This window comes from Micromonospora sp. DT44 (genome assembly GCF_049841635.1).
Taxonomy (GTDB): domain Bacteria; phylum Actinomycetota; class Actinomycetes; order Mycobacteriales; family Micromonosporaceae; genus Micromonospora.
The window spans coordinates 1-23,565 of the sequence record NZ_JBNCKS010000062.1; the positions used below are offsets into that span (position 1 = coordinate 1).

At 69.7% G+C, this 23,565-nt stretch carries 20 protein-coding genes and 1 pseudogene; 8 read left to right on the top strand and 13 right to left on the bottom strand.

Annotated features, from left to right (window positions below):
* Positions 1-192 precede the first annotated feature (192 nt).
* Positions 193-807 (bottom strand): DedA family protein, encoded by a 615-nt coding sequence (locus tag ACLQ25_RS27495; RefSeq protein WP_425733670.1) that lies wholly within the window; start codon positions 805-807, stop codon positions 193-195.
* Between the two features lie 506 nt (positions 808-1,313).
* Here ACLQ25_RS27495 and thrS point away from each other — a divergent pair.
* Positions 1,314-2,528: a threonine--tRNA ligase gene (thrS, locus tag ACLQ25_RS27500; RefSeq protein WP_425733671.1), complete on the top strand. Its 1,215-nt coding sequence runs from the start codon at positions 1,314-1,316 to the stop codon at positions 2,526-2,528.
* A 5-nt stretch (positions 2,529-2,533) separates the two neighbouring features.
* Here thrS and ACLQ25_RS27505 read toward each other — a convergent pair whose 3' ends face one another.
* The 4 genes and pseudogenes from ACLQ25_RS27505 to ACLQ25_RS27520 all read right to left on the bottom strand — a co-directional run.
* On the bottom strand, positions 2,534-4,465 hold the full coding sequence (locus tag ACLQ25_RS27505) for an ABC transporter ATP-binding protein (protein WP_425733694.1): 1,932 nt from the start codon (positions 4,463-4,465) through the stop codon (positions 2,534-2,536).
* Between the two features lie 110 nt (positions 4,466-4,575).
* Complete coding sequence (locus ACLQ25_RS27510; protein WP_425733672.1) at positions 4,576-6,309, bottom strand: ABC transporter ATP-binding protein; 1,734 nt, start codon at positions 6,307-6,309, stop codon at positions 4,576-4,578.
* On the bottom strand, positions 6,303-6,785 hold the full coding sequence (locus tag ACLQ25_RS27515) for a MarR family winged helix-turn-helix transcriptional regulator (protein ID WP_357130288.1): 483 nt from the start codon (positions 6,783-6,785) through the stop codon (positions 6,303-6,305). The genes ACLQ25_RS27510 and ACLQ25_RS27515 overlap by 7 nt, the downstream gene beginning before the upstream one ends.
* Before the next feature lie 24 nt (positions 6,786-6,809).
* Positions 6,810-7,004: pseudogene (locus ACLQ25_RS27520) on the bottom strand (DoxX family protein); the annotation flags it as partial.
* A gap of 3 nt (positions 7,005-7,007) precedes the next feature.
* Between ACLQ25_RS27520 and ACLQ25_RS27525 the strand changes: the two are divergent.
* Entirely contained in the window at positions 7,008-7,574 is a 567-nt protein-coding gene (locus ACLQ25_RS27525; RefSeq protein ID WP_425733673.1) for a TetR/AcrR family transcriptional regulator, read from the top strand.
* A gap of 249 nt (positions 7,575-7,823) precedes the next feature.
* Positions 7,824-9,266, top strand: a complete 1,443-nt coding sequence (locus ACLQ25_RS27530; protein WP_425733674.1) for a hypothetical protein — start codon at positions 7,824-7,826, stop codon at positions 9,264-9,266.
* Between the two features lie 18 nt (positions 9,267-9,284).
* Here ACLQ25_RS27530 and ACLQ25_RS27535 read toward each other — a convergent pair whose 3' ends face one another.
* On the bottom strand, positions 9,285-10,724 hold the full coding sequence (locus ACLQ25_RS27535; protein ID WP_425733675.1) for a GuaB1 family IMP dehydrogenase-related protein: 1,440 nt from the start codon (positions 10,722-10,724) through the stop codon (positions 9,285-9,287).
* Positions 10,725-10,821: 97 nt separating this feature from the next.
* Positions 10,822-12,573, bottom strand: a complete 1,752-nt coding sequence (locus tag ACLQ25_RS27540; RefSeq protein WP_425733676.1) for an acetyl/propionyl/methylcrotonyl-CoA carboxylase subunit alpha — start codon at positions 12,571-12,573, stop codon at positions 10,822-10,824.
* A gap of 139 nt (positions 12,574-12,712) precedes the next feature.
* Here ACLQ25_RS27540 and ACLQ25_RS27545 point away from each other — a divergent pair, with 139 nt between their 5' ends.
* The 3 genes from ACLQ25_RS27545 to ACLQ25_RS27555 all read left to right on the top strand — a co-directional run bounded on the left by ACLQ25_RS27545 (position 12,713) and on the right by ACLQ25_RS27555 (position 15,215).
* A complete protein-coding gene (locus ACLQ25_RS27545; protein WP_425733695.1) occupies positions 12,713-13,324 on the top strand; it encodes a PadR family transcriptional regulator in 612 nt (203 codons plus the stop codon).
* 157 nt (positions 13,325-13,481) lie between these two features.
* Positions 13,482-14,441 (top strand): ATP-binding cassette domain-containing protein, encoded by a 960-nt coding sequence (locus tag ACLQ25_RS27550; RefSeq protein WP_425733677.1) that lies wholly within the window; start codon positions 13,482-13,484, stop codon positions 14,439-14,441.
* Between the two features lie 18 nt (positions 14,442-14,459).
* Positions 14,460-15,215 carry an ABC transporter permease gene (locus tag ACLQ25_RS27555; RefSeq protein ID WP_355048901.1) on the top strand — a complete coding sequence of 252 codons (756 nt, stop codon included), beginning with the start codon at positions 14,460-14,462 and terminating at the stop codon, positions 15,213-15,215.
* A gap of 160 nt (positions 15,216-15,375) precedes the next feature.
* On the opposite strand, the gene ACLQ25_RS27560 is transcribed toward ACLQ25_RS27555, so the two are convergent.
* The 5 genes from ACLQ25_RS27560 to ACLQ25_RS27580 all read right to left on the bottom strand — a co-directional run bounded on the left by ACLQ25_RS27560 (position 15,376) and on the right by ACLQ25_RS27580 (position 20,257).
* Positions 15,376-16,029, bottom strand: coding sequence for an O-methyltransferase (locus tag ACLQ25_RS27560; protein WP_425733678.1), 654 nt, complete (start codon positions 16,027-16,029; stop codon positions 15,376-15,378).
* Positions 16,026-16,805, bottom strand: a complete 780-nt coding sequence (locus ACLQ25_RS27565; protein WP_425733679.1) for a Maf family protein — start codon at positions 16,803-16,805, stop codon at positions 16,026-16,028. The genes ACLQ25_RS27560 and ACLQ25_RS27565 overlap by 4 nt, the downstream gene beginning before the upstream one ends.
* Positions 16,806-17,056: 251 nt before the next feature.
* Entirely contained in the window at positions 17,057-18,085 is a 1,029-nt protein-coding gene (locus ACLQ25_RS27570; RefSeq protein ID WP_425733680.1) for a S8 family serine peptidase, read from the bottom strand.
* A gap of 1,429 nt (positions 18,086-19,514) precedes the next feature.
* Entirely contained in the window at positions 19,515-19,973 is a 459-nt protein-coding gene (locus ACLQ25_RS27575; RefSeq protein ID WP_425733681.1) for a hypothetical protein, read from the bottom strand.
* Positions 19,974-20,062: 89 nt separating this feature from the next.
* Positions 20,063-20,257 carry an acyl-CoA carboxylase epsilon subunit gene (locus ACLQ25_RS27580; protein WP_425733682.1) on the bottom strand — a complete coding sequence of 65 codons (195 nt, stop codon included), beginning with the start codon at positions 20,255-20,257 and terminating at the stop codon, positions 20,063-20,065.
* A gap of 90 nt (positions 20,258-20,347) precedes the next feature.
* Between ACLQ25_RS27580 and ACLQ25_RS27585 the strand changes: the two genes are divergently transcribed.
* On the top strand, positions 20,348-22,339 hold the full coding sequence (locus tag ACLQ25_RS27585; RefSeq protein ID WP_425733683.1) for a protein kinase domain-containing protein: 1,992 nt from the start codon (positions 20,348-20,350) through the stop codon (positions 22,337-22,339).
* A 65-nt stretch (positions 22,340-22,404) separates the two neighbouring features.
* Complete coding sequence (locus ACLQ25_RS27590; RefSeq protein WP_425733684.1) at positions 22,405-22,632, top strand: hypothetical protein; 228 nt, start codon at positions 22,405-22,407, stop codon at positions 22,630-22,632.
* Positions 22,633-22,713: 81 nt separating this feature from the next.
* On the opposite strand, the gene ACLQ25_RS27595 is transcribed toward ACLQ25_RS27590, so the two are convergent.
* Positions 22,714-23,466 (bottom strand): GH25 family lysozyme, encoded by a 753-nt coding sequence (locus ACLQ25_RS27595; RefSeq protein WP_357130422.1) that lies wholly within the window; start codon positions 23,464-23,466, stop codon positions 22,714-22,716.
* Positions 23,467-23,565: the final 99 nt, after the last annotated feature.

The window sequence follows — 23,565 nt, forward strand, 5'->3', positions numbered from 1 at the left end:
CGTTGCCTAGACAACGCCGATCATGGACGCCCTCGCGTCTACTTGCGGTCCCACATCCCTTGGAATCGATCATCTAGAGGCCGGCCGCCCTCGCCCTCGCGATCTTGCACTTTCAGTCGCCGTTATACGGTCAGTCACCACATTTGTCGCGACCGAAAGTGCAACATCGCGGAGAGTGGAGAGTGTGCACACTCAGTCGACGGGGACTTCGCTTGCAGTACGGGCGTGGCGGGCGCTGACCAGCGTCATCGCCCATCCGGCCGCCGCGAAACCGGCCGCCGCGGCGGCGGCGATGATGGCCAGCCGCCAGGCAGACTCGGTGAGCGCGGTGCCGCCCAGGTGCCCGATCAACGCGCCGTAGCTGGCCCAGCCCACCGCGGCGATCATCTCGTAGAGCGCGAACAGCCGGTACGGGTAGCGGCTGCGGCCGGCCGAGAAGCAGGCCGCCATCCGTCCGCCCGGCACGAACCGGCAGAGCAGGATGACCATCGGGCCGGGTTGTCGGAGACCCTGGGTGACCCGGCTGGCGACGCGGCGGGCGCGGCTGAGCTCCGCGTGCCGGGGTGCCCGCCGGTCCGGGGCGAGCCGCCCGAGCAGGTAGCAGGCCAGGTCACCGGCGAACACGCCGAGCGCGCCGACGGCGATGGTGACCGGCAGGCTGAGGCCGCCGTACACGGTCAGCGCGCCACTGGTGATCATGACGATCTGGGTGGGGATGACGGGTACGAAGGCGTCGGCGACGAGGAGCCCGAGCAGCACCAGGTACGCCCACGTCGGCGACGCGACGTCAGTCAGTAGTTCGGGCACGCCTGCCACCTCGCCGGATGCGGCCAATTGGGTGTCTTGAGCCTGACGGCATGGCCGGCGTCACGGTGGACAGGCCCGGGGCGTCGTGACCGCCGACACCACTGGGCCACCCTGTTCCAACGAGGCAGGTGTCCCGCTGGTGACGGTCCCAGCGCGGCCTGAGGTGGTCGCCGGATCGGCGTGCGTCGGCGTACCGTGGTCGGCGCGGCCCAGCACGCCGGGTCCCCCGTTCCTGACGATGCGGGCCGCTCAGGGCCGCCGGCGGGTCCCGCGCCGGCGGCCCGCCCCTCTTCCCGCCGCCGCAAATCCGGGTGCGTCCCCGACCGCCCGACGGGTAGCGTCGCGGCATGCGCAGCGCGGTAGTGATGACGACGACGCCGGGTGTCCCCGGCGTGCCGCGCTGACGTAACCACCGTCGACCAGGCCCGGGGCGATCCGCCCCCGAGGGCAGTTCGGCGTTCGGTGTCCAGGTCGCCTCCGGGTCGTACCCGATCCAGGAGCCCGACATGATCGACCACCGTAGGCTCGGCCGTGAGCTGGACCTGTTCGTCTCCGACCCGCTGGCCGGCGCCGGCCTGCCGATCTGGTTGCCGGCCGGCGCCGCCGCCCGGCACGCTGTCGAGGAGTACGTCCGGGAGTTGGAGCGCCGCTCCGGCCACCAGCACGTCTACTCGCCGCCGCTGGGCAAGCGGGAACTCTTCGAGCTCTCCGGCCATCTCGGCTACTTCGCCGACGACATGTTCCCGCCGCTGCGACTGAGCGCCGACGACGAGTTCGTGCTCCGGCCGGCACTCTGCCCGCACCACGCGTTGGTGTTCCGCGCCCGGGGCCGCTCCTACCGGGAGTTGCCGCTGCGGATCGCCGAACTGGGCGGGATGTACCGCTCGGAGCGTTCCGGCGTGCTCGGCGGCCTGTCCCGGGTACGCGCCATCTCGCTCAACGACGCGCACATCTTCTGCGCCCCCGAGCAGGTCGGCGCGGAGGTCGCCGAGATCCTCGGGCTGATCCGCGCCGCGCACGCCGCGCTCGGCGTACGCCCGGCGGGGTTCCGGCTGTCGCTGCGCGGACCGGGCGAGAAGTACGTCGGCGACGACGCGCAGTGGGCCCGCGCCGAGGTCCTGCTGCGGGGCGCGCTGGCCGGGGTGGAGTACGTCGAGGCGGCGGGCGAGGCCGCCTTCTACGGGCCGAAGATCGACATCCAGATCGTCGACGCGGCCGGCCGGGAGTCGACCATCTCCACCATCCAGGTGGACTTCGACAAGCCGGAGCGGTTCGACCTGTCGTACACCGACTCGGACGGCAGTCGGCGTCGGCCGGTGATGCTGCACCGCAGCCTGGTCGGCAGCATGGAACGGCTGTTCGCGTACCTGATCGAGGCGCACGAGGGCGCGTTCCCGGCCTGGTACGCGCCCGTCCAGTTGGTGGTGCTGCCGGTGGACGACGGGCAGGCCGGCGCGGCTGCCGACCTGGCCCGGCGGGCCGTCGACGCCGGGCTGCGGGTCGAGGTCGACGCCGCCGGCTCGCTGGGCGCCCGGGTCCGGGACGCGGCCCGCCGCCGCGTCCCGTACCTCGGGGTCCTGGGTGCCCGGGAGGCCGCAGCCGGCGCGCTCGCCCTCCGGCTGCGCGACGGCCGGGCCCTGGCTCCGATGCCGGCCGACGCCGCGCTCGCCCTGATCGGCGGGCAGGTGGCCACCCGCTCGGCGGATCTGCTCCCGGGCTGACATGACTAGACCGACGCCGGTTGAGCGGCGGTGGCCGACTCCTCGTCGACCGCCGCGCCGGTGAACTGGGAACGATAGAGCCGGTGGTACGCGCCGTGGGCGGCGAGCAACTGCTCGTGGGTGCCCTGCTCGACGATGCGACCCTCCTCCATCATCAGGATCAGGTCGGCGTCGCGGATGGTGGAGAGCCGGTGCGCGATGACGAAGCTCGTCCGGTCCGAGCGCAGCGCCGCCATCGCCCGCTGGAGCAGCACCTCGGTACGGGTGTCCACCGAGCTGGTTGCCTCGTCCAGGATGAGCAGGGACGGCTCGGCGAGGAACGCCCGGGCGATGGTGATGAGCTGCTTCTCGCCGGCGCTGACGTTGCTGCCCTCCTCGTCGATGACCGTGTCGTAGCCGTCGGGCAGGCTGCGCACGAACCGGTCCACGAAGGTGGCCCGGGCCGCGGCGACGATCTCCTCCTCGGTGGCGTCGGGCCGGCCGTAGGCGATGTTGTCGCGAATGGTGCCGCCGAACAGCCAGGTGTCCTGGAGCACCATGCCGATCCGGCCACGCAGGTCGTCGCGGCGCATCGTGGTGATGTCCACCCCGTCGAGCGTGATCCGTCCGGCGTCCAGCTCGTAGAAGCGCATGATCAGGTTGACCAGGGTGGTCTTGCCGGCGCCGGTCGGGCCGACGATCGCCACGGTGTACCCCGGCTCGGCGACCAGCGACAGGTCGTCGATCAGCGGCTTGTCCGGCGTGTACCGGAAGGAGACGTGCGCGAACTCGACGCGGCCGTGCGGGTCGGCGATCCGGGCCGGCTCGACCGGGTCGGGGCTCTGCTCGTCGGCGTCGAGCACCGCGAAGACCCGTTCGGCCGACGCCACCCCGGACTGGAGCAGGTTGGCCATCGACGCGAGCTGGGTCAGTGGCTGGGTGAACTGGCGGGAGTACTGGATGAACGCCTGCACGTCACCGAGGCTCATCGCCCCGGAGGCCACCCGCAGCCCGCCGACCACGGCGATCGCCACATAGCTCAGGTTTCCGATGAACATCATCGACGGCATGATGATCCCGGAGATGAACTGCGCGCCGAAGCTCGCTCGGAACAGTTCCTCGTTCTTCGCGTGGAAGGCGGCCTCCACCTCGCGCTGCCGGCCGAAGACCTTCACCAGCTCGTGCCCGGTGTACGCCTCCTCGATCTGGCCGTTCAACGCGCCGGTGTGCGTCCACTGCGCGATGAACTGCTTCTGCGACCGCTTGGCGATGCGCTGGGTGACCAGCACCGACAGGGGCACCGCGACGAGTGCCACCAGGGCCAGCAGCGGCGAGATCCAGAACATCACGGCCAGCACGCCGATCACGGTCAGCAGCGAGGTGAGCAGCTGACTGAGGGTCTGCTGGAGGCTGGTGGAGATGTTGTCGATGTCGTTGGTGACCCGGCTGAGCAGCTCACCGCGCGGCTGCCGGTCGAAGTAGGGCAGGGGCAGTCGGTTGAGCTTCTCCTCCACCTCGGCACGCAGCCGCAGCACCGTGCGCTGGACCACCCCGTTGAGCAGCCAGCCCTGCCACCAGGCCAGCACGCTCGACGCCAGGTAGAGCCCGAGCGCCAACAGCAGCACCCGCGCCAGCGCGTCGAAGTCGATGCCCACGCCGGGCACCACGTGCATCCGGGTCAGCATGTCGGCGAAACTCTCGTTGCCGCTGGCCCGCGCCCCGGCGACGGCCTGGTCGACGGTCGTGCCCGGCTCCAGTCGCCGACCGATGACGCCGTTGAAGATGAGGTCGGTGGCGTGGCCCAGGATCTTCGGACCGGCCACGCTGAAACCGACACTCACCAAGGCGAGGGTGATGATCGCGCCCAGGTGCAGGCGGTGCGGGCGCAGCCGGCCGAGCAACCGTCGCGCCGACGGTCCGAAGTTCATCGACTTCTCGGCGGGCATCCCCGCGCTCATCCAGGGCGGGCCGCCGCCGGGTCGGCCCGCCGGCAGCCGCTTCGGCGTCTGCCCGCCGCCGCCGGCCTTCTGATTGGGTACGGCCGCGGCTCGCGGCTCGTTCTGCTCGCTCACGCCGCCACCTCCGCCGTCTGCTGGGAGGCCACAATCTCGGCGTACGTCGGGCAGGTCTCCAGCAACTCCGCATGTCGTCCCACTCCGACGACCCCTCCGTTCTCGAGCACGATGATCTGGTCGGCGTCGACGATCGTGGACACCCGCTGGGCCACGATCACCACTGCGGACTGCGCGGTGATCGGCCGCAGCGCCGCCCGCAGCCGGGCGTCGGTGCCGAGGTCCAGCGCGGAGAACGAGTCGTCGAACAGGTAGATCTCCGGCTGCCGGACCAGTGCCCGGGCGATGGCCAGGCGTTGGCGCTGCCCGCCGGAGACAGTGCTGCCACCCTGCGCGATCGGCGCGTCCAGCCCGCCGGGCATCTGGGCCACGAAGTCCCGGGCCTGGGCGATCTCCAACGCCGCCCACAGCTCCTCGTCCGTGGCGTCCGGGTTGCCGTAGCGCAGGTTGCTGGCGACGGTGCCGGTGAACAGGTATGGCCGCTGCGGCACCAACCCGATGCGTCGCCACAGCTCGTCGGGTTCCAACTCGCGTACGTCGACCCCGTCGACAAGCACCGCGCCGTCGGTCACGTCGACCAGGCGCGGGACGAGCGACAGCAGGGTCGTCTTGCCGGCGCCGGTGCTGCCGATGATCGCCGTCGTGGTGCCGGCGGTGGCGCGGAAGGAGATGTCCCGCAGCACCGCCTCGACCGCGCCCGGGTACTGGAATCGCACCCCGCGCAGCTCCAACTCGGCCCGGCTGGGCAGCTCGGTGACCGGCGTGGCGGCGGGGACCACCGAGGAGTCGGTGTCCAGCACCTCGACGATGCGTTCGGCGCAGACGGCCGCCCGGGGCACCATCATCAGCATGAAGGTGGCCATCATGACGGCCATCAGGATCTGCATCAGGTACGCCAGGAAGGCGGTGAGCGCGCCGATCTGGATCGCGCCGGAGTCGACCCGCTGCGCGCCGAACCAGAGCACCGCCACGCTGGACACGTTGAGCACCAGCATGACCACCGGGAAGATCAACGCCAACAACCGTCCGGTACGCAGGGCGGTGGCGGTCAGGTCGGCGTTGGCGACGCCGAAGCGCTGCGTCTCGTACGGCTCGCGGACGAACGCGCGGACCACCCGGATGCCGGTGATCTGCTCGCGCAGCACCCGGTTGACCGTGTCGATCCGGGTCTGCATCAGCCGGAAGCCCGGCACCATCCGGCGGATGATCGCGCTCAGCGCGACGGCCAGCACCGGCACGCTGACCAGCATCAGCCAGGAGAGCCCGATGTCCTCGCGCAGCGCCATGACCACCCCACCGACGCTCATGATCGGTGCGGCGACCAGCATGGTGCAGCTCATCAGTACGAGCATCTGCACCTGTTGGACGTCGTTGGTGTTGCGGGTGATCAGCGACGGCGCCCCGAACCGGGCCACCTCGCGGGCGGAGAAGCTGTTGACGTGCGAGAACAGCCGGGCGCGGACGTCCCGGCCGAAGCCCATGGCGACCTGCGCGCCCAGGTAGACGGCCGCGATCGAGCAGACGATCTGGATCAGACTGACCAGCAGCATCCAGCCGCCGGTCTGCACGATGTAGCCGGTGTCGCCCCGGGCCACGCCCCTGTCGATGATGTCGGCGTTGAGGCTGGGCAGGTAGAGCGAGGCCATGGTGCCCACGAACTGGAGCAGCACCACCGCCGCTAGTGGTCTGGAGTACGGGCGCAGTTGGCCGCGCAACAGTCGGATCAGCACGACGTTTCCTCCGCGTCGGTGGGTCGTCCGGTCATCTGCGGGTCGTGGCCGCTGCCGATGACTTCGAGTAGGAACTCCCGGATCACCTGGGCCTTCGCCGGGTCGGCGTCGACAGAGGTGAGCGGGCGTCCGGAGTGCATGAGAGCGCCGAGCGCGGCCACCCGCTCCCGGCCGGCGGGGGTGATCGCGAGTCGGATGCTGCGCCGGTCGCTGTCGTCGCGCTGGCGCTCGACCAGGCCGTCGCGTTCGAGGGTGTCGACGATGCCGGTCAGGGTCGCCGGGCGGACGAACCCCTTCTCGGCGACCTGGCGGTGGGGCAGCTCGCCGTGCCGGGCGAGCGTCATCAGGGTGATCATGCCGGCCTGGGTGAGGCCGTGCTCCTCGGCGAGGAAGCGGTTCCAGCGCTGCCCGACGAGGTGCCCGGCCACGACCAGTAGTCGTCCCAGCGGCACATCCTGGAGGGTGATGAGTTCCACGAGAGCAGATTAGCCCCCTGATAGTCAGGGGCCAAACGAAATAGCCACAGCGATGGCGACGAACACAAGTTGCAGGATCGTGCGCTGACCCAGTGGGGTGACCGGGCGTCCGGCGAGGGTCAGCCTCCGGCGTGCGGCCGAGGCGTTCGCCGGGAACATCGCGAGCATGAGCAGGCCCAGCCCGGCCGCCGCGAGGCGGGCGGTCGTCGGGAGCAGCAGCCCATGACCGAGACGCGTGCGTACCACCACGGCGACCTTCGCCGCGCCCTGCTCGTCGCGGCGCTGGAGGCGATCGAGGAGGTCGGACCCGCCGCGCTGAGCCTGCGCGACCTGGCTCGTCGGGCCGGTGTCTCGCACGCCGCGCCCGCGCACCACTTCGGTGACAAGGCGGGGCTACTCACCGTCCTCGCCGCGGAGGGCTTCGACCGGTTGGCGCAGGTGCTGGTCGCCGCCGGCGACGACCTGCTGACGGCCGGCGTCGCGTACGTGGACTTCGCCGTGGCGCACCGCGCCTACTTCGAGGTGATGTTCCGGCCCGAGCTGCACCGGGTCGACGACCCCGAGCTGACCGCCGCCCGCGAGCGGGCCGGGACGGCACTCCGCGCGGGGGTGGCCGCCCGTGGCGCATCCGGCGACACCGGCCTGGACCCGCTCGCCGCCTGGTCCATCGCCCATGGATTCGCCACCCTGTGGCTGGCCGGCGCCCTACCGGACCGCGTAGGCGGCAACCCCGGCAAGGCAGCCCGCGAAGTCTTGGGCCGCCTAACCCGAGAGTCCAACCGTACGTAGACACGCGGCAGCATCCCGCGTCGCGAGGCGGCGTGGGATGGGTCGTGGTGTAGCGGTGGCTGGACGGCGAGGTCGAGAGTGACGCGTTAGCGCCGTGTGCGGAGCAGCGGCAGGCACTGATTCGGGTGGGCCCGTTTCGTGTTGAACCTTCGTCGTGGACGCCCCGTTGGGGAGCTAGACAGCGACCACCCGCGCGAGGGGACCAGAAGCATGCCTCAACGACCCGCCCCAGCCCCCGCTTATACGCCGATGGCCTTCCAGCAGATCATCGACAGCCCGGGCCTCGCCGATCCCAGCATCGCGATGCTCTGGGCACACAGGTCGGGCCGACTTTCACGTTACGCCAGTGGAACCGATCAGTTGAGCTCGGCAGTGTTGGGTGACTTTGCCCAGTCGCACGGGCTCCCCGTCGGCTACTACACACTGGAGTCGAAGGGCACGGAATATTTCCTGGGGAAGCATCCTAATCTTGCCCCCGGTGGTGCCGACCCGATGTCCGCGGCAGCTCGGCGACTTGACCCACCCGCCAGCTGGCGGCTGGTATTCACCCCGGCGGCCTATCAGGTGATCATCGACAAGCCGGGCGTCGCCGACCCCCGCATCGTGGTGACCTGGACACATGCGACAGGCCGAAGGAACCCTAAAGCCAACAGCCTCGCTATTATGAGTCAGGGAGTGTTGGATGACTTTGCGCGGTCGCACGGGCTGCCCCCCGGCTATTACACGTCTGAGCAGCTTGGCAGAAGACACTTCCTGACAGACCATCCTGAGCTTGCCCCCGGTGGTGCCGACCCGAGGCTCGCGGCAGCTCGGCGACTTAACCCGCCCGCCGGCTGGCCGCCGCGAGCGTTCGTAGCGGTGGCCTATCAGGCGGTCATCGACAACCCCGGCATCGTCGATCAGCCACTCATCGCGGCCTGGGCTGACGCCACCGGCCGACTCGCCAATCCCAACGCCAGGCTTCTGAGCCAGCCGGTGGTGAGCGATTTCACCGATGCCCACGGACTGCCCAGACGTTCGTTCACCCTGAACATAGACGGCAGTTACTCCACCCTGCAGCCAAACCCCGACCGCCTGCCCCCGAGGGGCGACCCGCGGATCGCGGTGCCAGGCAGGATCCCACTGCCCGAGGGATGGAGACCGAGAGTGCCGGTCGAGGCGCACCAGTACGAACAGGTCATCGACCCGCCACACAACCAGTTGCCAGCGAACACCAATTCCTATTCCTATTCGGTCGCGGCTCAGTCATCATTCACACCCCAGAATCCCTACCCCTTGCCCGAGGTCAGTCAGTACCCGGCCCAATACGGCGCGACCGCGTTATACGGCGTCAACGAGCCGACCCCTTACGTCTCCCCCTACCCGCCCACCTACGCGTCCCCCTACACCCGGTTCGCGGACAGCAACGGTCCCGCCTTCAACCCCGCCGGCCCGAGCATGTCCTACCACGACTACGCCCCCACCCCCGCCACATCGACCATCCAGTACGGCAACAGCAGCGTCGACCAGCAAGCCATCAGCTACACAACACGACAGACGGACTCCATGAGCATCACCAGCGCCAGCTGGCAACCCGAGGTGGCACGCATCCCATCATCAGTAGCCCCGACGTACTACCAGGCCAATTACGGCGTCACCGAAAGCAGATCGCCAACTCCTGAACGCCCCAGCAAACACCCCCGACGCGCTTGACCGTCGGCGGGTGGGGTCTTACCAGCTGGTGGGGAGGGGCATTCCTTCGGTGTAGCCGGCGGCGCTCTGGACACCGACTATCGCCCGCTCGTGGAACTGCGTCAGGTTGCGGGCGCCGGCGTAGGTGAAGGCACTGCGTACCCCGGCAATGATCTCGTCGATCAGGTCCTCGACGCCGGGGCGGTGCGGGTCCAGGTACATCCGGGCCGAGGAGATGCCCTCCTCGAACACGGCCTTGCGAGCCCGGTCGTACGGGCTGTCGTCGGCCGTACGGGCGCTGACCGCCCGCGCCGAGGCCATCCCGAAGCTCTCCTTGTACCGCCGCCCGTCCGGTTCGGTGTAGAGGTCACCGGGGGACTCGTAGGTGCCGGCGAACCAGGAGCCGATCATCACGTTCGACGCGCCGGCGGCGAGCGCGAGCGCCACGTCGCGGGGGTGGCGTACGCCGCCGTCGGCCCAGACGTGCCGGCCCAGCTGCCGGGCGGCCGTCGAGCAGTCGAGGACGGCGGAGAACTGCGGCCGGCCCACTCCGGTCATCATCCGGGTGGTGCACATCGCGCCCGGGCCGACACCGACCTTGATGATGTCCGCGCCGGCTTCGACCAGGTCGCGTACGCCTTCGGCGGTGACCACGTTGCCGGCCGCCACGGGTACGCCCGGGTCCAGCTTGCGGACCGCCTGCAACGCCGAGATCATCCGGGCCTGGTGGCCGTGCGCGGTGTCCACGACGAGCGTGTCCACCCCGGCTTCGAGCAGCGCGGCGGCCTTGCCGGTGACGTCCCCGTTGATGCCGACCGCCGCCGCGATGCGCAGCCGACCCCGGTCGTCCACGGCCGGCGTGTAGAGGGTGGCCCGCAACGCGCCCTGCCGGGTGAGCACCCCGACCAGCCGGCCGTCGGCGTCCACCACCGGAGCGAGTCGACGTCGGCCGGCGGAGAGCCTCTCGAAGCCGGTACGCGGGTCCGCGTCCGCCGGCACGGTGTGCAGCTCGGTCGACATGACGTGTCGCAGTTGGGCGAACCTGTCCACGCCCACGGTGTCCGCCTCGGTGACCACGCCCACCGGCCGGCCGGCCTCGTCGACCACGATCACCGCGCCGTGCGACCGCTTGGGCAGCAGGTGGATCGCGTCGCCGACGGTCTCGGTCGGGCCCAGGGTGATGGGCGTGTCGTAGACCAGGTGCCGCTGCTTGACCCAGGAGACGACGTTCGCCACGACCTCGATCGGGATGTCCTGCGGGATCACCGTGATCGCGCCCCGACGGGCCACCGTCTCGGCCATCCGCCGGCCGGCGACCGCCGTCATGTTCGACACCACCAGCGGGATGGTGGTGCCCGTGCCGTCGCCGGTGGAGAGGTCCACGTCCAGGCGGGAGCCGAGGTCGGAGCGGGCCGGCGCCATGAAGACGTCGGTGTAGGTCAGGTCGTGCGCGGGGGCCGCGCCGGAAAGGAACCGCACCCGGCCATCATTCCCGCCCACGGCCGCCCGCGCCCACCTCGGTGCGGCAAACCACCCTCAGCGAACCCACCTGCGCGGACAAACCGCCAGCAAGAGGTCAGGAGATGGTGCAGATGGGCGCGCCCGCCGTGATCACGGCACCGACCTCGGCGGCGAGCCCGCTGACCGTACCCGCCTTGTGGGCGTGCAACGGCTGCTCCATCTTCATCGCCTCGAGCACCACCACCAGATCGCCCTCGGCCACCGTGTCGCCGTCGGCGACCGCGATCTTGACGATGGTGCCCTGCATCGGGGAGGTGAGCGCGTCGCCGCCGACCGGTACGCCGGCCTTGGCGCCACCCCCGCGCCGGGTCGGCTTGCGGGAGGCGGTTGAGGCTGCGGTCGTACTCCCGCCGAAGCCGGCGGGGAGGCTGACCTCGATGCGCTTGCCGCCGACCTCGACCACGACGGTGTCGCGTTCGGCCGGCGCGTCGGCGGCGCCGGCGGCGGCGGCGAACGGCGGCACGGTGTTGTGGAACTCGGTCTCGATCCACCGGGTGTGCACGGTGAACGGCTCGGTGGTGAACGCCTCGTCCCGCACGACGAGCCGGTGGAACGGCAGCGCGGTGGCCATGCCCTCGACGACCATCTCGTCGAGGGCGCGGCGGGCGCGCTCCAGCGCCTCGGTGCGCGTCTCACCGATGATGATCACCTTGGCGAGCAGCGAGTCGAAGTTGCCGCCGATCACGTCGCCGGCCGAGATGCCGGTGTCGACCCGCACGCCCGGGCCGCTGGGCAGGCGCAGCGCCGTGACCGTGCCGGGCGCGGGGAGGAAGTTGCGGCCCGGGTCCTCGCCGTTGATCCGGAACTCGATGGCGTGCCCGCGCGGCGTCGGGTCCTCGGTGATCCGCAGCTTCCCGCCGTCGGCGATCCGAAACTGCTCGCGGACCAGGTCGATGCCGGCGGTCTCCTCGGTGACCGGGTGCTCGACCTGGAGTCGCGTGTTGACCTCCAGGAAGGAGATCGTGCCGTCCTTGCCGACCAGGTACTCCACCGTGCCGGCGCCGTGGTAGCCGGCCTCGCGGCAGATCGCCTTGGCGCTCTCGTGGATCTGGGCGCGCTGTGCGTCGGTGAGGAACGGCGCGGGAGCCTCCTCCACGAGCTTCTGGTGCCGGCGCTGCAACGAGCAGTCCCGGGTGCCCACCACGATCACGTTGCCGTGCTGGTCGGCGAGGACCTGCGCCTCGACGTGGCGGGGCTGGTCCAGGTAGCGCTCAACGAAGCACTCGCCCCGACCGAACGCCGCGACGGCCTCGCGGGTGGCCGACTCGAAGAGCTGGGGGATCTCCTCCATGGTGCGGGCGACCTTCAGGCCCCGACCGCCGCCGCCGAAGGCCGCCTTGATGGCGACCGGCAGGCCGTGGTCGACGGCGAACGCCATCACCTCGTCCGGGCTGCCCACCGGGTCCGGGGTGCCGGGGACCAGCGGCGCGCCGGCGCGCTGGGCGATGTGCCGGGCGGTCACCTTGTCGCCCAGGTCGCGGATCGCCTGCGGGGTCGGACCGATCCAGGTCAGCCCGGCGTCGATGACGGCCTGGGCGAAGTCGGCGTTCTCACTGAGGAAGCCGTAGCCCGGGTGCACGGCGTCGGCGTCGGCCCGGGCGGCGACGTCGAGCAGCTTGTCGATGCGCAGGTACGTGTCGGTCGCGCTGTCTCCGCCGAGCGCGTACGCCTCGTCCGCGAGGGTGGCGTGCAGGGCGTCGCGGTCGGAGTCCGCGTACACGGCGACGCTGCCCAGGCCGGCGTCACGACAGGCGCGGATGACCCGGACGGCGATCTCGCCGCGGTTGGCGATCAGTACCTTGCGCACCTTCGTGGCTCCTCCCGGCAGGTTACTGACGGGGAGTGTATCGGCCGGCCCGGGCGACCCCTAACGATCGCTCAGTGTGGGATGGGGCACTGGTTTAGTCAAACTTGGCTATTACGCTTGGCTGGTGTCTGCGACTCGGATGATGATCCTCGGCCTGGTGCGGTGGATGCAGCCCGTGCACGGCTACGACGTGCGCCGTGAGCTGCTGAGCTGGAGCGCCGACAAGTGGGCGAACGTGCAGCCCGGCTCGATCTACCACGCGCTGCGCAAGCTCACCGAGGAAGGGCTGCTGCGGGCCGTCGCCACCGAGCAGGTCGGCGCCCGTCCGGCGCGTACGACCTACGAGGTCACCCCGAAGGGAGACGACGAGTTCGAGACCCTGCTGCGCAACTTCTGGTGGAACTTCACCGAGCCCGTCGACCCCTTCACCGCGGCCTTCTCGTTCCTGCCCGCGATGCCCCGGTCCGAGGCGGCGGCGGCGCTGCGCAACCGGGCCAACCTGCTGCGGGCCGGCATGGAGTCGATGCGCGCCTCGCTTGAGTCGGACTGGGTGCGTAACACCAAGCCGGTGCACGTCAGTTGGATGTTCGAGCTGTGGTCGGCGCGGGCGGAGGCGGAGCTGAGCTGGTGTGAGCGCATCGCGGAGCGGATCGAGTCCGGTGTGTCGTACCTGCCTGCTGAACTGGCGAACGCCGAGGGTTGGTCGGGTCCACGGGAGGGCGAGGAGCGGTTCAACCGCGACGCGAAATAATCAACGTTGACTACAAGCGCTATATCGCGTTAGCCTGCTGTCGGCACAGCGGGGGAGTGCGCCGTCCGGCGTCGTCCCACTCGACGGCCGGCCCCACCGGTCCGACCGACACACGACGGCCGGCTCGACTGGCCGGCCCGACCGACCAGGAGCAGAAATGATCGAGACCAGGGGGCTGCGGAAGTCGTTCCGCTCCCGCGCGGGTCGAGAGACGAAGACGGTGGACGCCGTACGCGGCGTCAACCTCGAGGTCGCCGAGGGCGAGATCTTCGGCTTCCTCGGCCCGAACGGCGCCGGCAAGACCACCACGCTGCGGATGCTCGCCACGCTGATCGAGCCCGACGGCGGCGAGGCCACCATCGCCGGGGCCGATCTGCGCAAGGACCCGGCGGAGGTGCGCCGTCGCATCGGGTACGTGCCGCAGGGCGGCAGCACCTGGGACGAGTCGACCGCCCGCGAGGAGCTGGTCCTGCACGCCCGGATGTACGGCATCGGCAAGGCCGACGCGCAGCAGCGCGCCGTCCGCGCCCTGGAGGCTTTCCAGCTCACCGAGTACGCCGACCGCAAGTGCAAGACCTACTCCGGCGGCCAGCGCCGGCGGGTCGAGATCGCGCTCGGCATCATCCACGAGCCGAAGATCGTCTTCCTGGACGAGCCGACCACCGGCCTCGACCCGCAGAGCCGCGCCCACATGTGGGACGAGATCCGGCGACTGCGCAGCGACGGGATGACCGTCTTCATCACCACGCACTACCTCGACGAGGCCGACGCCCTCTGTGACCGCATCGCGATCATGGACAACGGCGAGGTCGTCGCCGAGGGCACACCGGCCGAACTCAAGCGGGAGATCTCCGGCGACGTGGTGCTCGTCGGCCTCGACGTGGCCGCCACGCCGCAGGCCGCGAAGGCGCTCGACGGCGAGGCGTACGTGAACAAGCTGGAGACCGCCGACGACGGCGGCCTGCGGCTCTACGTCGACGAGGGCGCCACCGCCATTCCCCAGGTGCTACGCCGCCTCGACCACGCCGGGCTCGAGCTGCGCTCGATCGAGCTGCACCGGCCCAGCCTGGACGACGTCTTCCTAACCAAGACCGGCCGCTCGCTGCGCGAGTCCTGACCCCCGGAGAGACGACTCATGAAATTCGCCCGCGACACGTGGCTGATCTTCCAGCGGCAGATCCAGCTCCTGCTACGCAACCCGGTCTGGGTCTTCGTCGGCGTGTTCCAGCCGGTGATGTACCTGCTGCTCTTCGCCCCCCTGCTCAAGCCGGCCCTGAACGCGCCCACCCAGGCCGCCGCCTACAAGATCTTCGTACCCGGCCTGCTGGTGCTGCTCGCCATCTTCGGCGGCCTGTTCCAGGGCTTCGGCCTGATCGCCGAGCTGCGCGCCGGCGTCATCGAACGCTCCCGGGTCACCCCGATCAGCCGCCTGGCACTGCTGCTCGGGCGCTCGCTGCGCGACGTGGTCTCACTCGTCGTGCAGGCCGTCATCATCACCCTGCTGGCGCTCCTGTTCGACCTGCGGGTGTTCATCGGTGACCTGCTCCTGGCGTACCTGATGCTCGCCCTCATCGCGCTCATGACCTCGGCCGTCTCCTACGGCGTCGCACTCAAGGTCAAGAGCGAGGACGCGCTGGCCCCGCTGATGAACACCGTGGCGCAGCCGGTGCTGCTGCTCTCCGGCATCCTGCTGCCGCTGACCTTCGCGCCCGGCTGGTTGCAGGGCATCGCCGACTGGAACCCGTTCTCCTGGGCGGTCGACGGCACCCGGGCGCTGTTCGCCGGTGACCTGGGCAGCGACAAGGTCTGGCAGGGCCTGACCATCACCGCGGTTCTCGCCGCGCTGGGCGTCTTCTGGGCCGCCCGCCAGTTCGCCCGCAGCGTCCGCTGACGCCCGCCCCGGGGCCGGACTGGCCCCGGGGCGCGGGCTTCGGCTTGATCGGCTCGGGCTTGATCGCTCGGGCTTGATCGACTCGGGTTCCTGGAACTTGGGGTGTCCTACGGCCTGGGATGCCACGATTTTCAGGAACCCGAGTGGATCAGAGCGGTGGTCAGCGCACCCGGGCGAGGGTGAGGCCGTCGGCGATGGGCAGCATCACCGGGTCGACCCGTACGTCGGCCAGCACCTCGTCGTTGAACGCCGCGATGGCCCGGTCGTTGACGTCCTGAGGCGCGATCACCCGCCCGCCGCGCAGCACGTTGTCGACGGCGATCACCCCGCCCGGCCGCATTCGCGGCACCAACTCGGCCCAGTAGACCGGGTACCCGGTCTTGTCAGCGTCGATGAACGCGAAGTCCAGGTGGCGCTCCTGCGGCAGCTCCCGCAGCGTGTCGCCGGCCGGGCCGATGCGCAGCTCGATGCGGTCCTGCACCCCGGCGCGGGACCAGTAACGCCGGGCGATCCCGGTGTACTCCTCGGAGATGTCGAAGCAGGTCAGCCGCCCTCCCTCGGGCAACCCCCGGGCGATGGCCAGCGCCGACAGGCCGGTGAACGTGCCGACCTCGACGGCCTGCCGTACGTCGAGCAGCCGGGTCAGGAACGTCAGGAACGCGGCCTGCTCCGGCGCCACCTGCATGCTGGCGTGCTCGGGCAGCACCGACCGGGTCTCCTCGGCCAGATCCCGAATGATCTCGTCCGGCGGCGCGCCGTGCGCGACCAGGTAGGCGTGCAACTCGTCGGTGAGCGGGATCGACTTCGTGGTCATGAATGGACGTTACCGAGCGGCTCGACCGATTGGCCGCCCGGCGCGACCTTTGTCCACAAGTCCGTGATCTCCAGACCCAGTTCGGCGAGGAGCCGACGCAGCAACGGCATGGACAACCCGACGACGGTTCCCGGGTCACCCTCGATCCGCTCCACGAACGGCCCGCCCAACCCGTCGATGGTGAACGCGCCCGCCACCGCCAACGGCTCACCCGTGGCGACGTACGCGGCGATCTCGTCGTCACTGATGTCGGCAAAGTGGACGACCGTCGACGCGACTGCCTCCGCTCGCCGCCCGGCGACACCGTCGATCAGGCAGTGTCCGCTGTGCAGGACCCCACTGCGCCCGCGCATCCGCAACCAACGACGGGTGGCGTCCGCCGAATCGGCGGGCTTGCCAAGAATCTCCCCGTCGAACTCGAGCACCGAGTCACACCCGATAACCAGGGTCCGCTGACTGACGGTGCTGGTGCTGGTGCTGGTGCTGGTGCTGGTGCTTGCGGTGCTGGTGCTTGCGGTGTCTCCGGTGGTGGTGGTGTCTTTGGCGTTGGTGGTTGAGCTGTTCGCCGTGGCGGTCAGATTCAGCCGGGTGAGCACCGCCTCGGCCTTGAGCCGGGCCAACTCCAGGCAGAGATCCTCAGCCCGATCGCTCACCACCAGGGATTCGTCCACCCCGCTGACCAGCACGTCCGGCTCGATGCCGGCGGCCCGGAGCGACTTTCGGCGAGCAGGACTGGCAGAGGCCAGCACGAGGCGGAGCGGCAGAGTGTCAGACACCGGCCCGACGTTACCGGCCCGCCACGCGTGACACCCGTTCCCGGCCCTCAGCGCCGCGCCGCGTCCTTGATCGACTCGGCTTCCAGCAAACCGCGGCATCCCAAGCCATCGGACACCCCAACCTCAAGGAACCCGAGTCGATCGAGGCGCCCTCGGCCGTGATCCACTCAGCTTCCAGCAAACCGCGGCATCCCAACCCATCGGACACCCCAACCTCAAGGAACCCGAGTCGATCGAGACGCCCGGCACGCCTAGCGACTGATTCTGGGCGGCGGATCATCCCCGCGCCGCCGACGCCGTGCCACGAAGGCCCACCCAACCCCGACGGCGACGATCACGCCAAGGGTGGCAAAGCCCCGAACCGCCGAGCCGCCATCCTCGCTCGGCCGAGCATCGGCCGTGCCGGCTGGCGCGCTTACCGATTCAAACCCCAGCGGAGGTACGTCCGCCGTCAGTGCCGCCACAAGATCGATCAAGCCGTACCCGTACTCATCGTCCCGGCCGGGCGGGCCTTTGTCGACGGCCGTGGCCGTAAGTCGGTGGGCCACTTCCTGCGCCGGCAGGTAGGGATACTTCGATCTGATCAACGCCGCCGCCCCGGCCACAATCGCCGTTGCACTCGACGTTCCCGTGCCCTTCGAATACTTCCCGCCATAACTGGTGCTGTAGATATCGACCGCAGGCGCGACCACATCGACTTCCGGTCCAGTAACCGAAACGGCGGCATGCTGTCCAGCGCGGTCAACGCCGCCAACAGCAATCACTCCTCCTTCAGTTGCTGGGTAACGGACTCCGGCGTCTGGCGGCCAGTTGCCTGCTGCGGCCACGACTACAATGTTGGCATCCAAAGCAGCTTCTAGTGCTTGCTGAAGCCTGACGCTTGCTCCGGCGACGGCGGAGATACTGATGATGTCCGCGCCGTTAGTGATAGCGAACTCAATTCCGATCGCCAAGGCGTCCGCTTCGCCGATACCGCCAGGTTGGGTATCAAAGATTGGCAGAATTTTCGCCTTTGGGGCGACTCCCAGCGCACCTCGATTACCTGCCGATCCATGGGAGGCAATTAATCCTGCCATAGACGTACCATGGCTATCCTGATCCCTGCGTCCGTCACCGCTCCCTCCGGGAATTACGTCCGTCCCGGCAAGGAGGTTTTCGCGCAAGTCAGGATGAGGGTCGACTCCTGTGTCCGGAACTGCCACGATCACACCGGAACCTTGGCTCACCAAGTGAGCCTCGGAGATGTGTAGGAAGGGTAGATGCCATTGGTCGCCTCGCACTAGATCAGCATCACGTGGTATTTGTGCGAACCCACTAGGAAATAACGCCAGGATTAGAGTGAGACCAAGATTGCCACATCGAAGCGGCCAGATCACCGGCCGAACCCAATAGCGGGTCCGGGGTCAATAGGCCCCTCCTCGGGAGGCAGTACTACTGGCGGCACGCCCTCTTGCGTTTCCCAGGGATGGTCAGGGTCCCAATGGCGAGGGTTTTGTCTCATTCCTGGCCGGCCCTGCACGGGTTCAGAATTGTTGTATAGGGGTGCTCCGCCAAGAGGGCTGTTAGGGCTCCCGTGCGAGCCGCGTCCACCGCTGGGACGAGTGCCCGCTGCGCCAGTCGGGGAAGTTCCGGCGGCACCGCCACCGATAACTCCTCCGACCGGATTGACCCGCCGGGGTGTGGTGGGTGGCGTGGGTGCCATACCTGGGGTTCCTCCGATAATGCCGCCGGCAGGGGGTGTGGAGCGTCCAGGGCTCGGGGGGTGTAATTGATTCACGTCGGCTGCTCCGCCGCGTGATCGATCTAGCGCGCGGACCGGTCCTCGATCGGGCCCTAGCGGTGACCCTATTACTCCTGATGGTGGAGATGGCGTGGGTATTCCCCCTGCTCCGATTGAAGATCCCGGCAATTGACTCACTGGCAAATTCGTGCTCGGTTGTGGCGATTTTTCAGCGACTACGCCACCTAGCACAGGGCCTATCGCCGGCACCGGCGGAGAAGCCTGGAGGGGTATTTTCTGCGGAGCTTGGGTTGAGGAAATGCCCGTCGATGTAGGCAGAGGCACTGACGTGATTGGAGGTATGGCAGGAGGTATCTGGTCACCGTATGCGTCAGAGTTATTGGGTTGCCTCGAAATTCTCGCTGTTGCTGGGGGTTTTTGGAGGATGGCTTGGGCTTGTTGTAGTTCGCCACTCAGGCTGAACATCATCGCCCGTGCCTGCACGTTCAGCCGTTCCAGGTCGCTGTCCGTCACCGGAGCGTCCACGACCCGATTGCCCATGACCGCCTTGGGGTCGGCGGCTGTCGCCTCGTACGCCTGCTTGTGTTTGAGCTTGACCGCGTACTCCTCGTGGAGCTTGCGAAGCTCGGCCCTGGTGGTGCCGATGGCCTGGGTGGCGGCGGACAGTGCGGTGTAGTTGGCGGCGGCTGCGTCGTGGGTGTGTCGCACCTTGGCGATCAGGTCATCGAGTTGGGCGAGGTACGTGCCGGAGGCGGCGCTGGTTTCGGGCGGCCATGCCTCGGCGAGGCCCCGCCGGTACTCCTGAAGTCGGCCGAGGTGGATCTGGGCCAGGTCGCAGACCTTGCGCCAGCCGGCGACCTGTTTCCAGTGGTTGGTGGTGTCGTGGTCCTGGAGGCACGCCCACATGCTGTTGAGGTCCATCAGGTGCCAGTCGGTCTGGCCGGAGGTGCGGCCGCCACCACGCTCGATCACGGGAGGACCACCGGCCTTTCGCTGTCGGGGCCGGTGGGGTCGCTCAGTGTCGGCGTCCGGCTGCCGGGCAGGACGGTTCCCGGGTCGGCGAGGGCGTGTTTGACGTCCACGGCGCGGGCGGCGGAGAAGGCGTCGCTGTCGGCGTACTGGGTGGCGACCCGGTCGGCGACGGCGGCCAGGTGGCCCGTGGCACCACGGAGGGCGTACACCATGTCGGTCGTGGCCTGCTGCGTCTCGTGGTGGGCGTGCAGGAAGGTGACCAGTTCGACGAACGCGTCGCAGGGGTTGGGCACCTTCGCGGACATGTCTTCGGCGATGTACGGCAGGTGGGGCGCGTAGTTGCTTTCGACCTCGGCGGCGAGCCGGTCGGCGAACTCGCGGAGTTGACGGATGTCGGCCTCGATGCCGCCGTAGTCGTGCAGCCAGGGCGCCGGCTGGTCCTCTTCGGGGATCATCGACCCTCCCTGTCCGTCACCGCACCGTTTCCCTCAGTGAGATTAACGGCTACGCGCCATCCTGGCAGCCCCCGGAATGGGAACCGGGGTCAGCGAGGCAGACCGGAGGCGCGCCAGGTGTCGGGGCGGACCGGCCGGCCGCTGCGCGCCCAGGCGGACGTGGCCGCCGGCGCGGGTGCGGTAGCCGGTCGGGACCGCACGATGACCGCCCCGACCAGGGCGGCCAATTCCTCGGCGGTGGGCACGCCGCGGACGACCCGGAACAGCGGCTCTTCGGCAGGCATGCCGCCAGGGTACGCGGCCCGAACTCACGTCACACGCACAGTGGCGTGCCGGCGGTGTGACCGTCGGCGGGTCCGGGTACCGTCTCAGCGATGTCGAACGCGCTTCCCCAACTCGTCGCTGACCGATACCGGCTTCTGTCGCCGCTCGGCCAGGGCGGCATGGGTCGGGTGTGGAAGGCGCGCGACGAGGTGTTGCACCGGGACGTCGCCATCAAGGAGTTGGTGCCGCCGCCCGGCCTCACCGACGAGGAACGCCGCGAGATGCGGGAGCGGTCGCTGCGCGAGGCGCGTGCCATCGCCCGGCTGAACCACGTCAACGTGGTACGCATCTTCGACGTCCTGCGGACCGACGGCGACCCGTGGATCGTCATGGAGTACGTGGCGTCGAGGTCGTTGCAGGACACCCTCGCCGAGGACGGGCCGGTGTCGGTGGCCCAGACGATCGAGATCGGCCTGGGCGTGCTCGGCGCGTTGAACGCGGCGCACAAGGCTGGCGTCATGCACCGCGACGTCAAGCCGGGCAACGTGCTGCTGGGCGAGGACGGCCGGGTGGTGTTGACAGATTTCGGTCTCGCCACGATCCCCGGTGACCCGAACGTGACCCGTACCGGCATGGTGCTCGGCTCACCCGCGTACATCTCGCCGGAGCGGGCCCGGGAGGGCACCGCCGGGCCGGAGGCCGACCTCTGGTCGCTGGGCGCGACGCTGTACGCGGCGGTGGAGGGCAAGTCGCCGTACGCGCGGCCGTCCGCGATCGCCACGCTGGCCGCGTTGGCCACCGAGCCGATGCCGCCGCCGAAGAACGCCGGTCCACTGAAGGCGGTCCTCACCGGGCTGCTTCAGAAGGACCCGAAGGAGCGCATCACCGCAGAGGTGGCGGAGCGGTTGCTGCGCCGCGCGGGTGGCAAGCGGACGCGGGGGATCTCACTGCTCGACGGCGTACGCCGGCCGGGGCCGAACGGCCCGCGTGAGCCGCGCCCGCCGCTCGTGCCGGCACCACGGCCGGCCGAGGAGGTCACCGATCGTCCGGTGTCGCCGCCTGCTCCGCGTACCCCGCCGCCGGTAGCCCCAGCCGCGGCCGGGCCGGCGGTGGCCGACGCGACGCCGACGGAGGTCGTGCCGGCCGGCGCGAACGCCGAGCCGACGGCAACGGTGCCGGCCGAGCCGACCGCGACGATCGACCGCCCGGCCCCGCCGCCGGCCGAGCCGACCGCCGTGGTGTCCGCCGGGAGCGATGCGAGCAGCGACGGTACGACGGACGGCGACGACGAGCCGACGGCCGTCGACGGCCCGCCGCCGGTCGCGCCGGAGCAGCGCAAACCCTCGACGCCCACGTCGGTCATGCCGCCGGTGGGTCCGGCGGGGCGCGCGGCGGTCCCGCAGTTTGAGGGTACGAAGCCGAACAACACCCGCCGGAACGTGCTGATCGGTGCGCTGGTGGCCCTGCTGCTGGTCGGCCTGGTGGTGATCGTGCCGATGCTGACCAAGGGCGACGACGACGGCACCCAGCAGGCCGACCCGACGACTGCCGCCGCGACGACCGGGGCCGCGCCGACGACCGCCCCGGCGGCGCCCCCGCCGACGAGCGCCCCTCCCAGCCCGACTCCGTCGGCCACGCCGTCCGTGGACCCGAACGCACTGCCGGCAGGCTGGAAGCTGCACAAGGATCCGGCCGGCTTCACGCTGCCGATCCCCGACGGGTGGGTCCGTAGCCAGCCCGATGGCAGCACCGTGGTCTTCGACCAGTCCAACGGGCCGGGCGAGCTGCTGGTGCAGTGGACCCCCACGCCGGCGGACGATGCGGTCGCGGACTGGCGGGAGCAGGAGCCGAACCGCAAGAACTTTGTCAAGAACTACCAGTACCTCAGCATCAAGCCGTGCAACTTCTGGAAGACCTGCGGCGACTGGGAGTGGCTGGAGACCCGTGACGGGCAGCGGATCCACGTCCGTAACCGCGGGTTCGTGACGGCCAGCAACCGTGGGTACGCCCTGCGGTGGGAGATCGCGGACAAGGACTGGCAGGCCAATCTGCCGAACTTTGACCGGGTCGCCAAGGGCTTCGTGCCCGACCGCAAGGACTGAAACTCATTCGCATGACTTTCCGTTGTCGTGGGTACATGACCTTCGACGACGGAAGGAGGTACGACATGGGTTACCGACGGAGGGACGCCAAGCCCCGGCTGGCACTGTGGATGCTCGTCGCCTTCGGCGACGCGGTCCTGCTGCTGGTCGCCGTGGGAATGCCGGTGTTCATCGCACTGCTCAGCGTCGTGACCGTTGCCGTCGGCGGGGTCGGCCTGTGGCGGCTGACCCGGCGGGGTGCGCTTGCCTCCGAGGAGAGCCAGGTGCCGGCCCTGAGCCGACGGCGGGCCTGACCGTAACCGGTGGTGTGGCGGCAGCCGGACCGATTGTGCACCGCGAGGTGATAGTCGATCCCGCTGCCGCCAACGGCCCGATCAGGTGTTGTTCGCGAGGGCGATGAGGCGGCTCCGGTCGCCGTTCCAGTAGTTGCGGTCCACGTTGCCGCTGATCCCGGAGACGGCGCCGCTGCTGGTGTACTGCCAGAAGCTCCACACCGGAGCGCCGGCCGGCAGTGCGCCCGGGGTGCTCGACCAGCGGGCCAGCCACAGCGGGTGGTTGGCCCACGGGCCGGTCCAACTGCCGGTGCACTGGTTCCACCAGCTCGTGGTGGTGTAGATGACCGCGTACCGGCCGGTGCGCGAGCGGTAGGTGTTCAGGAAGTCCTGCACCCAGTTACGCATGCCGGTCGTGCTGAGTCCGTAGCAGTAGCCGCCGCTGTACGGGTTTGCCTCGATGTCCAGCGCCGCCGGCAGGGTGCGGCTGTCCGCCGACCACGCGCCACCGTTGGAGGCCAGGTAGTTGGCCTGGGTCGAGCCGGCGGAGATGTTCGGCCGGGCGAAGTGGTACGCCCCGCGGATCACCCCGGCGTTGTAGGCGTTGACGTAGTTCGCGTTGAAGGCGGAGTCCTTGACGCTGGTGCCCTCGGTCGCCTTGATGAAGGCGAACTCGATGCCCGCGTTCCGGACACTGGTCCAGTTGATGCTGCCCTGGTAGTGGGACACGTCGACGCCGGCGGTGGTGGCCGCCGCCGCTGGGCCGGCGGTCGCGACCAGGGTCGCCGCCGCGGTGGCGAGGACGGTGAGGCCGGCCGCGAGCGCGCGGCGCAGCGATGATCGGGTACGGGCCATGAGTGCCTCCAGGGACGCCGGTCTATTGACGCCCATCTTTGGAGCTAAGTGCCCTTGATTGCAAGAGTTGTAGAGGAAACTTTCATCGATGGGCTGCGA